This is a genomic window from Peptoniphilus lacydonensis (genome assembly GCF_900106515.1).
Lineage (GTDB): Bacteria > Bacillota > Clostridia > Tissierellales > Peptoniphilaceae > Peptoniphilus_A > Peptoniphilus_A lacydonensis.
The window spans coordinates 1,269,811-1,283,622 of the sequence record NZ_FNWF01000003.1 but is presented as its reverse complement, the minus strand read 5'-3'; the positions used below and the strand labels follow the sequence as shown (position 1 = coordinate 1,283,622).

The following is a 13,812-nucleotide window of genomic DNA, read 5'->3' as shown; positions in this document are numbered from 1 at the left end:
TTGGTATAATTCTATTGAGGTGAGAATTTGAAAAGAAAAGTTGTATTATACGATTTTGACAAAACAGTAGTGGACTGCGAATCAATTTTTAAACTTTATAAATACGCTCTTATTCATAAAAAAATAAATCTTTTTACAACAATTTTAAAATTTATATATTCTTTTATACTTTCAAAAATAAAAAGAAATTTTAAAATAATGAAAAATGAAATGGTTTCTGTCATAAAATATTTTTCAGAAGATGAACTTAAAGCTTTTGTAACAGAATATCTCTATCCAAAATACTTCTTTGAAGAATTTTACGAAGAATTTAATGCCCACAGCGATGCGATAAGAGTTTTATGCTCCGCATCAGCCACAAATTATTTAAAATACGTAGCAGAAATCTTTCCCTTCGATTATATAATTGGAACTGACTTAGACGAAAACTTTAAAATCTTAAAAGAAAATAATAAAAAAAATATAAAAGTCAAAAACATAAAAGAAATTTTTGAAAAAGAAAATATAGAAATCGACTATGAAAATTCTCGTGGATACTCCGATTCCTACAAAGATGACAAATATATGTTAAGCCTTGTAGAAAAGAAATTTTTAATAAATTCAAAAGTAAACAAAAAAGGCTACAAAAATCTTAAATGGAAAAGAAAAAACTGAGGAAACACCCCAGTTTTTCTATTCATCCACTTCAAGTAAATATTTTTCTATTAAGCCTGCAATTTCATCATAGGACTTTTCTCCCATAAACTCGTAAACTTTTTCTCCATCACTATAAAAAGAAACTCTTGGAAGTTGAAAAATTTCATATTTTTCTGCAAAGTCTTTGTTTTTATCGAGATCCATATAGTAGCAGTTTACTTCCTTAAATTCTTCTTCCAAAAGAACTTCCATAACTTCTATTAATGATTCGCAGTGTGAACATCTCTGTGCTCCATAAATTATTATTGCAGCTTTTTCCTTATTTATAGTTTCGTCAAAATAGTTTTGATTTACATATTTTATTTGCGATTCATTTCTTTTTATTATTTTCTTATTTTCTACAAGATCTTTTACTGATTCCGATTCTTGTGAAAGTGGATCTATATCGTTTGTAAGTTCACTTCTTGCTACATTTGTAACTTCCACAGATTTGAAAGATCCTGCTCCCTTTAATTTATAATAAGATGCATCTTCTATCTCTTCTATTTCATTTTCAAAATCATCTACATCTAAATATTCATAAGGGTAACGATAAACTCTGTAAATCATATTATTTTTCAAAAGATTTTCTGTCGTAGTTCTGTAAGGACAAGTCCACTGCCAAACTATTTCTTTTGAATTTGTAATTTCAATTACCATTCCCTCTGTGGCTAGAGTTATGAGAGTATTTCCATTGGGAAGTCTTTGTAAATTTCCTCCATAGGGTGAATAAAATTTATATCCATTAATTGGAATTGAAAATCCAAAATCTCTTGGATCCACAGACCAATTTACTGAAAGTGTAACTGGATTTATCTCAAGAATTCTAGAATAATTTCTAACAAAGGGAAGTAATCCTGACTGTGAAGTGAGAGTTGGAGATCCATAACCACATCTCCCACCATTGTCAAAAATTAAAAGGTTTCCTTCTCCAGGAAGTCCCTTAGGCACAATACTTGCAAAGGCAGAACCCACTACTGGATCAACTTTTTTAAAGTCTGAAAACTTTGGTCCCAATTTGTAACAAATTCTCGATCTTTTTTTATCGACTATTCCAATAATATTTGCTGCCCTTGCAGTAAATAAAATATTGTCTGGATGAAAGCGTGGATCACCTTGGTCGAACCATTTATTTTCTCCAATTGTAGAAATTGATGTAACATCCAAATAATTTCCAAGAGGTTTCTCTGTAATTCTAAGATTTGGATTTCTATAAATTACATTTTTAGCTTCTTCGGAAAAACCAAGTTCGTCAAAATGCTCACTAAAGGAAAATTTCCAAAGAATGTTTCCTTCGTCATCAATTTCCAAAATTACATCATCTAAAAGAGTTTTGTCAGAAATTTTACTGTCAACAATTTCATCGTGAACTAATAAAAGCGTCTTTCCATTTTCCACAATTTTTTCGCCTGGATAATAATATCCAAGGCTATTTCCCTCTCTTTGAAAGTCCGAATGTGCTCTTGCCATCCACTTTGAAGTGTATCCTCTGTCTTCTGTATATTTAAACTTATCAAAATCAAATACAATTTTTCCGTTTTTATCAAATTCCAAAAGTTTTATACCATCACTAACTCCAAAATCAGAAGATCTAAAAGAAGATACACTCATTATATTCTTATTTGGAATCATCTTTGCAGGCATTGGATTTACAGCATATCTCTTTAACTCTGTGCCATCCATTTTTGTAATAAGCGCTCCGTCCTTTGCTGTTGAAATTAAATTTATTCCACTGTATGCTTTTTCTCTATTGTAGAGCACAGTTCCCCTTGGATATACTCTCACTTCGCACCTCTATCTCTAATATATTTTTCTGCATAAACTGTAGCAACTGCTCCGTCATTTGCTGCTGTCACAATTTGTCTAAGTGACTTTTTTCTTATATCTCCCGCCGCAAAAACTCCCTCAACAGAAGTTTTCATATAATCATCAGTTTTTATAAATCCAAACTCATCAACATCAACTAAATCTTTTACAAAATCAGAATTTGGGCTCATACCAGCAAAAATAAAAATTCCATCAGAAGACACTCTCATGGATTCATTGTCAACTAAATTTAAAATTTCCAAAGAATCCACTCTGTCATTTCCATAAATTCCACTTAATTTAGAATTCCAAGTGTAAGAAATTTTTGGATTTTTTAAATTCCTTTTAACTTCCAATTCATTTCCATCAAAATTTCCCTCTTCATGAATAATTATCATATTAATTGAATTTGCAAAATTAGAAAGATAATCCGCCTCTTCAAGTGCCAAGTCACCAGATCCCAAAATGTGTATATCCTTGTCTTTAAAATAATCTGCATCGCAAGTAGAACAATAAGACACGCCTCGTCCTGCAAATTCTTTTTCACCAGGAACATTTATCATCTTTGCATAAGTTCCAGTTGCAATAATAATTGCCTTAGCACTAAATTCTTTTCTCCTTGCCGTTTTCACTTTAAACCCATCATCTATCTTTTCAATTTTAGAAACTGTGCCATAAATAAATTCATTGGTATCAAAATTTTCTGCTTGTTTCCTAAATTCATTTATAAGATCTCTTCCTGAAATTTCTCTAAACCCCGGATAATTAATAATTTTTGGAGTATCGTTTACTCTTCCCCCAAAGGAAAATTTCTCTATAACAAGAGTTTTTAAAATGGATCTGCCAGCATAAATAGCTGCACTAAGTCCAGATGCACCGGCACCTACTATAATTAAATCATAACTTTTCATATAATCATCCTCAAATTGAATCCACAGGATTTTGTGGAGCTTTCTTTACAATTTTAAACTTCCCAGCGTGATAGTCTGCTATATTAAACTCACCATTTCTTCTGACTTTATTATCCCAAAAATTTTCCATAGGTACTTCTTCCATAATAGAATACATGGCAACAATGGTAACACCGTGAGCCACAACTAAAATAGTTTCATCTAGCTCAGGATAAACTGCATACTCAAAAAATTTTTCCACACGACTTCTCAAATCATACAAACTTTCTCCATCTACACGATTATACTTGTTCGGATTATCAAAATAAAGCCTGTGAAGCCTACTATCGTCTTTTTTAACTTCATTTATATTTTTTCCAGACCAATATCCCACATCTATTTCACGAAGAAGAGAAGTCTTGACAATATGACTGTTGGGACAAATTAATTTTGCAGTATCATACGCTCTACCAAGGTCTGAAGAGTAAACTTCATCAAAGTGAACGTCTTTTGATTTTTCATGAAGAATCTTTCCCATTCTTATTCCATTTTCCGTCAAAGGGGAATCCATTTGCCCTTGAATAGTCCCCTCTTTATTCCACTCAGTTTCACCATGTCTTGTAAAATATATCCTCATACTTCACTTCACCGCCCTGTTTTAAATTTATATTATAATTACATTATATATTATTACAAAAAGCAATTAAAGTAATAAAATTTTATCCTAAGCCTATACAAAAATAATCGAGCGTTACACTCGATTACCTCATCATTTTATTCAAAATTTTTAACAAGCTCTTTTGCATTTTTTATTATTTCCTCTGGATAATTTAAATTGTCTAAAATTGCAATTGCATTTCTAGTTGTAGCTGGTCCATCCTTTAGTAAATAATCAAATTTTATATCTCCATTGACAATTTTCTCTTCAAAATGTTTATTGTTAAAATAATTTTTTAATAAAACTGTTAACTCTATATCATGAGTTGCCGCAACTACATGATTGCCACTCGCCAAATATTTTAGAGTTGCCGCCCCAGATGCAATTCTATCTACTGTATTAGTTCCTCTAAAAATTTCATCAAGTAAAATTAATTTTTCCTCACCATCTTCTATCATCTCTCCTATTGCCTTTGACTCTGCCATAAAATAGGAAAGATTTTCCATTATTGAATCGCTAATATCTATCGCAGAAGTTACTTTAACTGGCTTTATCTCAAAATACTTCCCAAAGAAAATCCCAAAGCTCAGTGCAAAAACTGAATTTATTCCAATTGTCCTAAGATATGTTGACTTCCCAGAAGCATTAGAACCTGTAAGTAATATTGATTTTTCTAAATTCAAATCATTTGGAACCGCTCCTTTTAATAAAGGATTGTATAATTTTTCTCCAAATATTTCTTCTCCGTAAACTGCATCCCTTGTGTCGTAAGCTTTGGCTATAGATATAATTCCTATCTCACAATCAATTTTTCCAACTAAATAATAAAGTCTAAAGATTTTATCTCTGTACTTTTTGAAATATTTTTGCGACTTCGAAAATCTCCTAGCTTCTGATAAAAACAAAACATTTTTATAAGTTTCCGCAAAATCCATTTCTGCATTGCCTGTCAAAAATCCAAAGGATTTTAAAGTTCTCTTTAATGGCAATATTTCTTTTAAAATATTTTGGATTTCTTCCAACTCTTCTGTAAATATATCATCCTTTAATTTTGTCATGTTCTCTGCTACAAATAAAATACTTTTAATTCTAACAAGTGCTTCAAGTTTTCCCAATGTCAAAATATTAAATTTTTTATATATTAGAATATTAATTGTAATTAAAAGAAATATAAAAAGTGCTGCCATGCTTTTAAAAAAAATAAAAAGAATAATTATATAAACAATTGTGAAAGAAAAAATTCTTGCAAAAATTTCCAGTTCCTTATCTATTTCAACTTCGTCTTCAATTAATTCAAGAACATCCTCCTTAAAAAATCCAATATTTCCAAGTTGAAACTCAATATCCAATAATGAGTCTAATTTATCTTTATATTTATTCCTATTGTCTTGAACTTTTCTCAAAGTATCTTTATTCAAAATTAAATTTCTTATGCTATAATAAAAATATTCCAATCCGATTTTGGACATGTTGTGATTCATTTTTTCCAAAATTTTATCAAAATTTAGATCATTATATGTAATTTCTGTTAAATTCCCGCCAAGTCTTTTATATATACCGTCAACTTTACATTTAAAACCATTTGAATGGACTTTACCAAATTTTTCTCTTATTTCTTTCCTTAAAATTCTCTCATTTTTCTTTTTTACATAGTACTCGTATATAAAAATAATTGCTGTAAATACAAATAGTAGAGTAATTAAAGTTTTTAAATCCTTCATTTTTACCTCCCTTTTTACTATATTATAAAAAAACTTTTATTACAATGAGTAAATTTTACATAAAAAACTGCCTCATAACTAATGTTACAAGGCAGATTAAAATTTAATTTTTATTTATTAGTTTCCAAAAAGTTCATCAAAGTTCTTTAGGATTACATTTCCAATATCATCTTGAGCATCAATTGTAGATCCACCAATATGTGGAGTTACATAAAGTCTATCAAGTTCAAATAATTTATTTTCAACTGGAACGTCTTGAGTGTCAAGTCCTCCAGATCCAAGTTCGTTTGAAAGTGTATCTAAGTTTGCTCCACCTAACTTGCCATTTTTGATGTATTCGTAAAGATCTTCTTCATTTACAATTCCACCACGTGCAGCATTGATAATGCAAGCTCCGTCCTTCATTTTTTCAAATTCTTTTGCTGAGAATAAATTCTTAGTATCAGGAGTTAGTGGCATATGAAGAGTAATAATGTCAGAATCTGATACGATTTTATCAAAATCAACAAGTTCTACATAGTCAACTTTAATATCTTCTGGTTTTAAGAATGGATCATAAGCAATAACATTCATATGGAATACATTAGCAATTTCTGCAACTCTTCTACCAATTGCACCAAAACCACAAATTCCTAGAGTCTTATTTCTAAGTTCTCTACCAATCCATCTATATTTATTCCAAATTCCACCTTTAACTTCATTTTGAGCTTGTACAGAATTCCTATAAAGGTCTAACATTTTTGCAAAAACAAGTTCAGCAACTGCATTTGCATTTTGTCCTGGAGAGTTTTTAACTGGAATATTTTTTTCTTTTGCATAGTCAAGATCAATATGGTTTGTTCCAGTTGAACCAACAAAAATTGCCTTTAAGTTTTTAGCAGCATCAAGAACTTCCTTGTTGATGAATGGGTCAACTCTCATGAATAGAAAATCATAAGGTTCAATAATTTCTGCTAACTTTTCTGAAGTTGGAAGCATTACCTTGTCAAGTTCAATACCTCTTTCTTCAAGTCCTTTGTCAATTACATCTGACATATAGTCTACCATTAACGCTTTCATTTACATCCTCCTTAAAATTTTTATGTACTTCGTTACACTTCTATTTTAGTTTAAATCACAATCTTTTTCAAGCTTCTTTAGTATCTAAATTTAATTAATACTTTTCTTTAAAAAAGGAAGCGGAAAACCATTTTATATTTACTTAAAGTTAATAACTTATTCTCAAAATAATTTTTATATAATCTTCAAAAAATTATTACTTAAAATAAGTTTAAATTAATTTTCTATATATTTTAAATTTTTTTAATATCAGATATGATACCAAATACGAAATCAATCCTATAAATAAAACTAATAATCTATTAAAAATAAATCCTTCTTCGGAAAACTTTCTGAAAGTAAATCCATATATTGTGAACAGATTTAAAAATGAACCCCCTGTAAAGTAATCAAAGAGAATATATATTACTAAAAATCCTATAGAAAAATAAAACTCTTTAAATATAATTAAAATAAATAAAGTATATGAGCACAATATAAAAAGATTCTCTAAAACATATAGGTATAATCCGCCCTTTGGTAAATAACTTTTTCCAAAATTATTAACTATATAAAAGTTTATCCTATAAATGCCAGGAGTAAATAATATAAAAAACATTATAATGAAAATAATGTTTTTTAAGATAAGTGACTTTTCTATAGAAATTGGCAAAGTATAAAAATATTCAATATTATCTTTAGAAAAGAAATCAGAATTTGCAGAAATAATAAAATACATTGGTATAAGTGGCATAAGTAGCTCATACCATTTATATAATCCTGTATTAAATAAATCGAGATTTTTTTGTATATCAGTTTCAAAAATTATAATATTACTTATAACAATTAAAATCAATGTCACTATAAAACTAACCCTATTATTTTTTATATTAGTCTTTATTAAATTAATCATATTTTATTACTTTACCATTTTTAACTTCATATATAAAATTTACGTCATCATAAATATCTTCGTCCAGATGTGATGAGAATATAATAATTTTTTCGGGAAATTTCTCATTTATTATCGAAAAAAGTTTTCTTAATTTTATCCTACCATTTTTATCTAAACCAGATGTAGGCTCATCTGCAAGTATAACCTTAGGATTTAAACTTAAAGCTGCTGCTACAAGTACTCTTTTTTGCATTCCTTCAGATAACTCTCTCATATATTTATCTTTAAAATTATCTATTTCTAGTAAAGTTAAATCAATATTCCCATGGTCATTAAAACTACTAATGAAAGACAAATATTCCTCTACCTTAATATTCTGAAATGAATTAAACTTCTGAGGAACATACCCTATGTTCTTCTTTATCTCCAATTCATCTTTATAAGATATATCATTTAAATAAATTTCCCCTGATGAAGCTTTATAAATTCCTCCTAGGATTTTCATAAGAGTTGACTTCCCTGATCCATTTTCTCCTAATAATAAATTTATTCCACTTGTAATTTCAAAACTTGCTCCATTTATTATATCCCCTTTTTTATAAGAAAAATAAATATCTTTCGCCTTTAAAATATTAGTCATATATTATCCTCTCTAATTACTAAATAATCTTTATCTTCTCTATAATAATTATCAGACGGAGCTATAATAATTTTTTTAAATTTTTTCCCTAACTTATCCTCAAAATACTCTATCTCGTTCATGTATCTATATTCGTTATTATATGTTTCTTCAGATAAAATAAACTCTCTATTTAATATATTGTGCTCTCTAAAATATCCAGTAGATATATATAAATATTTCTCTCTTCCATTTATATAGTTAATCCCTTTATCTAAAAGTTTAAAATCATTTAAATTTGTTATTAATTTATTTTTATGACTTACTTTTATATGGTAATCAATATCGTTATCTATTTTTAAAACAGGATACCAATTTAAATACATTAAGAAATTCGAGGAATTTTTACTTGAAAAGTTTAATAGAATACCTGGATTTATAATCTCTTCAATATTTCCAGAGTAATCAATTTCTATATCTTTTTTCTCATTTTTTCCGATATTTATGTTCTTTAATATTAATACATCATTTTTTCTAATGTAATCAACTTTTAAACCATCTAACTTGACGCTATCTATATTAAAAATAGAATCAAGATTAAAACTTATGGTGTCTTTTAATGAATCCTTGTTTAAAACTTCTATTTTGCATTTATTCTTTAATGTATTATCTATTTTTAGATCCATATCATATCTAGAAATTTCTAAATCTTCTTCTAAAATAGCCTTATCATTTAAATTATCATAATTATGGTAACTATAAAAATTATCGATATAATTATTTACACTACAAAAAATTAAAGTTAAAGATAAAAAAATAGAAAATATGATCTTTTTATCCTTTGACTCTATGTATAAAAATACATTCAAAACCAATAATGATAGGAATGTTATAAATAGTTTATCAAGAATATAACATTTATCATAAACAATTCCAATAGAACTAAAGTTATAAATATTCACATTATCTCTAAAAACGCTCATTAAATTTTTTAATACAATAGTACTTTCTCTAGAAAAAAATTTATATAAAAAAGCCTTGTCAAAAATGGGACTGAAAATATATACAAAAACTACAATCATTATATAACAATATTTTGATCTAAACAAACTTGCTGCAGTAAGTCCTAAAATTATCCCCAAATTTATAAAACAAAAATCTATAATTATTAGATCCAAAACTATATTAAGTAAATATGACATATCATATTTTAAAATATATCCAGAAAGTAAAACAAATGCTATATCTATAATTATATAAAACACCGAAAAGCAAAGTATAGATACATACTTTGCTAATCTCATTTTAACAGTAGAAATTGGATAAGATAACTCAACCTCTTCACTTTTTAAAAATTCACCGGCCCCTATAAAAAAGCAAATTACGAAACAAACTATCTGCCTAAATAGAGTTGTATTCATGAAATTTACTAAGTTTGAATTATTAAAAAAATCTAAAATTACTATATAAAAAACAAAGGTAAAGATACTAATTCCATAAAAGAATAAAAACCATTTTGATCTTATTAAATTTTTATAATTTAAATCAATTAGTTTTTTCATTTTATCCTCTATTTATATAAAATATGCTATTATCTAAATTAAAAACAAGTACTTGTTAATCAATTAATACATTTTAATTATACCAAAAAACAATCGTTTTATTTAACAATGTATACTGGAAATTTACTACTAATCATAATTATAGAAACAACAAAAAAACTGACCATTACAAGCCAGCCTTTTTTTATTATTCTTTTTCAATTTTATCTCTATTTTTCTTCAAAATTATTTTAAAACTAGTTCCCATTCCAAGTTTAGAACTTATTTCTAACTTGCCATCAATTGACTGCAAGACATGTTTTACAATTGAAAGTCCAAGTCCAGTTCCCCCAATCTTTCGTGATCTAGACTTGTCAACACGATAAAATCTTTCAAAAATCCTTGAAAGATCTTCTGAAGGAATCCCTATTCCTGTATCTGTTATCAACACTTCATAATTTTCTTCACTTTCATCTATTTTTACATCTAATTTCCCATTGTCTTTATTATACTTGAGTCCATTGTTGATAATATTTGCAAAAAGTTCCCACATCATGGTTTTATTTTCAAAGACTTTTCCATTTCCTGTTACTTTTGTAGAAATGTTTTTTTCTTCAATTAAGTTTCTTTGTGCTTTTAAAATATCTGAAATAAGTTCCCTTAAATCAATTTCTTCTCTTGAGAAAGCTTCGTCACTTTCTAATCCAGAAATTTTCATTATGTCTTCAATTAAATTTAAAAGTCTTTTTGAATCGTCATAAATCAATTTGTAAAATTCATTTTTATTTTCTTCATCAACCATTCCATTTACTAAAAGTTCAGAAAATCCACAAATTGAAGTAAGTGGAGTTTTAAGCTCGTGACTAACATTTGAAGAAAATTCTTCACGAAGTCTTAATGCTCTAATTTCTTCAGTTTCGTCAATAAGTAAAATCACTACGCCACGAACTTTTTTATCTTCGAAAACTGGATTTACATAGAATTTAAATTCTCTATTTCCAATATTTGTAATGGACTCTACGCTTTTTCCCATAAGAGCATCGTCTATTAATTTTAAAAGTTCGTCATCTCTTATTAAATTTAAAATATTTTCTCCAATTAATTCTCTTTTTGAATTAAAAAGTTCTTTTGCAGAATTATTTACAGAGAGTAAATTTTTATTTTCGTCGATTATTATAAGTGACTCTTTCATATTTTTTAAAATGGTATCAATTGTATCCCTTTCTCTTCTAATCTCTTTATAATTATCCTTTATTGTTTTATTCTGTTTGTTTATTTTATTTATAAAGGGACTAATTTCTGGAAATTTTTCAGTATTTATATTCGTCAAATCTTCTTTAAGATTGTTAAGAGGTTCAAAAGTTTTTTTAGTGAGTCTTTTTGACACTAATGCTGCAACTATAAAAACTAAAATGGACATAATTACATCTATTGGAAGAACTTTAGTAAATGCTCCCAAAAGATTATCCATTTCTCTTGAAACTCTTATTATATTTCCATCATCAAGTTTCAAGCTGACATAATAAAGGTCTTTTGAAAGAGTATTAGAGTATCTTTCAACTGATGCAAATCCACTTTTCTTTGCCTTAATAACTTCTGGTCTATCGCTATGAGTTGGCAAAAGCTTGGGATCTTTTGAAGAATCAAAAATGACATCTCCGTCTTCTTTTATAAGAGTAATTCTAAAATCCCTCTTTTTCTTTGCCAAGTCCTTTAAATAATCTTCATCATCATCAATTCTGTTTAAAGTTTCTCCAATTGACATTACAATATTTGAAAGATCTTTATTGGATCTATCTACATAAACAGAATAATAAATAAACATTGAAGCTATTGTAGAGAGGAAAAGTGTTAAAAGAGAAATTCCAAGAAGATATTTAAAAAATCTTTTTTTCATTTCTAATCCTTTGCTGAAAGCATGTATCCCACGCCTCTAATCGTCTTTATATAATTTCTCTTTTCCTTTAATTTATCTCTTAAAAGTTTTATGTGCATATCCACAGTGCGAGTTTCGCCTTCATAATCATATCCCCAAATATAATTCAAAAGTTTTTCACGAGATATTACAATGTTTTTATTTAAAATTAAATATTTTAAAAGTTCATACTCTTTAAAAGTAAACTCAACTTCTTTGCCATCTATTGTAACAACTCTCTTTAAATTGTTCATGACAATTCCATTAAATTCTAAGATGTTTTTATCTTTTTCACTAGTACTTGCTCGTCTTGCAATTGCCCCAACTCTCGACAAAAGTTCCATTACTGAAAAAGGCTTTTTAATATAATCATCAGCACCACTATCAAGTGCAGATATAATATCATACTCAGAAGTCTTCGCAGTGATCATAACTACCCAGATATCTTCATTATCATCTTTTTCTTTTAATCTCTTTAAAATCTCAATTCCATCAATGTCTGGAAGCATTATATCAAGAAGTACAATATCTGGCTTTTTCTCGTTTAATTTTTCAAAAAAGTCATTTCCATTTTCAAAACAATTCACTTCATAACCCTTACTTCTAAGAGAATATTCTATTAGTTTTAAAATGGAAGTATCATCTTCAACAACATAAATAAGCATTAAATCATCCTTCTATAGAAAATATTACCCACTGAGCAATATTGACAGCGTGATCTGCAATTCTTTCCAAATATTTTGCAATCATTATAAAGTCAATAGCAGCTGCAGGGTCAAAATCTGATTTAATTATATCAATTAATTCATCTCTTATCATCACAAAATAATTATCTACTTCGTCATCTTCTTCATTTATTTTATTTGCAGAATCAATATCTAAATTTACAAAGGAATCAATAGAATTATTTACAATGTTAATAGTCGCCTCTGCCATCTGTTTTACAAGAGGAAACCTATTTGTATCATAATCATCTGGAAGAACCATGCAAATTTCTGCAATATCTCTTGCATTATCGCCAATTCTTTCCATATCTGTAATCATCTTTAGAGCAGCTGAAACTCTTCTAAGATCTCCTGCTGCTGGTTGTTGTTCAACAAAAAGTCTTAAACATTGCTTTTGAATGATTCCTTCATAGACATCTATTCTTTCTTCATAATCTGAAACTTCTTCTGCAACTTTTTCATCCTTTTCATCTAACAAAGATATTGCTTTTTTTATAGAACTTTCTATTAACATGGACATTTCTAAAAGTAAATTATTTAAATGTCTAAGTTCTTCGTCAAATTTTTTTCTCATTAGCCAAACCTTCCTGTAACATATAATTCTGTCTTCTCTTCCTTTGGATTTGTAAATACATCTATTGTGTTTCCATACTCTACAATAATACCATGAAGGAAAAAGGCAGTTTTGTCAGAAATTCTTGATGCTTGTTGCATATTATGAGTTACCATTACAATTGTGTAATCTTCTTTCAATTCCTGTGCCAAATCCTCAATCTTTCCTGTAGAAATCGGATCAAGGGCAGAAGTTGGCTCATCCATTAAGATGACTTCTGGATTTACTGCAATTGCTCTTGCTATGCAAAGTCTTTGTTGTTGTCCACCTGAAAGAGAAAGTGCAGATTTATTTAATTCGTCTTTTACTTCTTCCCAAATGGCAGCTTGTTTAAGAGATGATTCTACTATTTCATCTAATTCTGATTTGTTTTTTATTCCATGAGTTTTTGGTCCATAAGCAATATTTTCATAAATACTCATTGGAAATGGATTTGGTTGTTGAAAAACCATCCCCACTCTTTTTCTAAGTTTATTTACATCATAGTTTTTTCTATAAATATCTTCACCATCTAGAGTTATCTTGCCGTCTATTTTACAACCTACAACCAAGTCATTCATTCTATTTAAACATTTTAATAAAGTTGACTTTCCACATCCAGAAGGCCCTATAAAAGATAATATTTCATTTTCTCTTATATCAAGATTTATATTGTGAAGAGCTTGAAAATCTCCATAATATAAATCTAAATCTTCTACTTTCATTTTTGAGTTCAA

12 protein-coding genes are annotated in these 13,812 nt (G+C 27.9%); 1 reads left to right on the top strand and 11 read right to left on the bottom strand.

Going from position 1 to position 13,812, the window contains the following annotated elements:
- The first annotated feature begins 27 nt into the window (after positions 1-27).
- Positions 28-654, top strand: coding sequence for a haloacid dehalogenase-like hydrolase (locus BQ5450_RS07775; RefSeq protein WP_010244615.1), 627 nt, complete (start codon positions 28-30; stop codon positions 652-654).
- Between the two features lie 18 nt (positions 655-672).
- Here BQ5450_RS07775 and BQ5450_RS07770 read toward each other — a convergent pair whose 3' ends face one another.
- From BQ5450_RS07770 to pstB, 11 genes are all read right to left on the bottom strand, one after another.
- The gene (locus BQ5450_RS07770) at positions 673-2,460 is read right to left on the bottom strand and encodes a thioredoxin domain-containing protein (protein ID WP_071126491.1); all 1,788 of its coding nucleotides are present in this window, start codon (positions 2,458-2,460) and stop codon (positions 673-675) included.
- On the bottom strand, positions 2,457-3,392 hold the full coding sequence (locus tag BQ5450_RS07765) for an NAD(P)/FAD-dependent oxidoreductase (protein ID WP_071126490.1): 936 nt from the start codon (positions 3,390-3,392) through the stop codon (positions 2,457-2,459). Before BQ5450_RS07765 ends, BQ5450_RS07770 begins: the two co-directional genes overlap by 4 nt.
- Positions 3,393-3,402: 10 nt before the next feature.
- The gene (locus BQ5450_RS07760; protein ID WP_010244625.1) at positions 3,403-4,008 is read right to left on the bottom strand and encodes a histidine phosphatase family protein; all 606 of its coding nucleotides are present in this window, start codon (positions 4,006-4,008) and stop codon (positions 3,403-3,405) included.
- Between the two features lie 137 nt (positions 4,009-4,145).
- Positions 4,146-5,750, bottom strand: a complete 1,605-nt coding sequence (locus BQ5450_RS07755) for a MutS-related protein (protein ID WP_071126489.1) — start codon at positions 5,748-5,750, stop codon at positions 4,146-4,148.
- 117 nt (positions 5,751-5,867) lie between these two features.
- Positions 5,868-6,809, bottom strand: a complete 942-nt coding sequence (locus tag BQ5450_RS07750) for a D-2-hydroxyacid dehydrogenase (RefSeq protein WP_010244631.1) — start codon at positions 6,807-6,809, stop codon at positions 5,868-5,870.
- Positions 6,810-7,693: 884 nt separating this feature from the next.
- Positions 7,694-8,323: an ATP-binding cassette domain-containing protein gene (locus tag BQ5450_RS07740; RefSeq protein ID WP_010248825.1), complete on the bottom strand. Its 630-nt coding sequence runs from the start codon at positions 8,321-8,323 to the stop codon at positions 7,694-7,696.
- Complete coding sequence (locus BQ5450_RS07735; RefSeq protein ID WP_071126487.1) at positions 8,320-9,864, bottom strand: ABC transporter permease; 1,545 nt, start codon at positions 9,862-9,864, stop codon at positions 8,320-8,322. The genes BQ5450_RS07740 and BQ5450_RS07735 overlap by 4 nt, the downstream gene beginning before the upstream one ends.
- A gap of 187 nt (positions 9,865-10,051) precedes the next feature.
- Complete coding sequence (locus tag BQ5450_RS07730) at positions 10,052-11,740, bottom strand: sensor histidine kinase (protein ID WP_010245964.1); 1,689 nt, start codon at positions 11,738-11,740, stop codon at positions 10,052-10,054.
- A 2-nt stretch (positions 11,741-11,742) separates the two neighbouring features.
- On the bottom strand, positions 11,743-12,423 hold the full coding sequence (locus BQ5450_RS07725) for a response regulator transcription factor (RefSeq protein WP_010245966.1): 681 nt from the start codon (positions 12,421-12,423) through the stop codon (positions 11,743-11,745).
- Between the two features lie 4 nt (positions 12,424-12,427).
- On the bottom strand, positions 12,428-13,057 hold the full coding sequence (phoU, locus tag BQ5450_RS07720; protein WP_010245969.1) for a phosphate signaling complex protein PhoU: 630 nt from the start codon (positions 13,055-13,057) through the stop codon (positions 12,428-12,430).
- Entirely contained in the window at positions 13,057-13,812 is a 756-nt protein-coding gene (pstB, locus tag BQ5450_RS07715; protein WP_010245972.1) for a phosphate ABC transporter ATP-binding protein PstB, read from the bottom strand. Before pstB ends, phoU begins: the two co-directional genes overlap by 1 nt.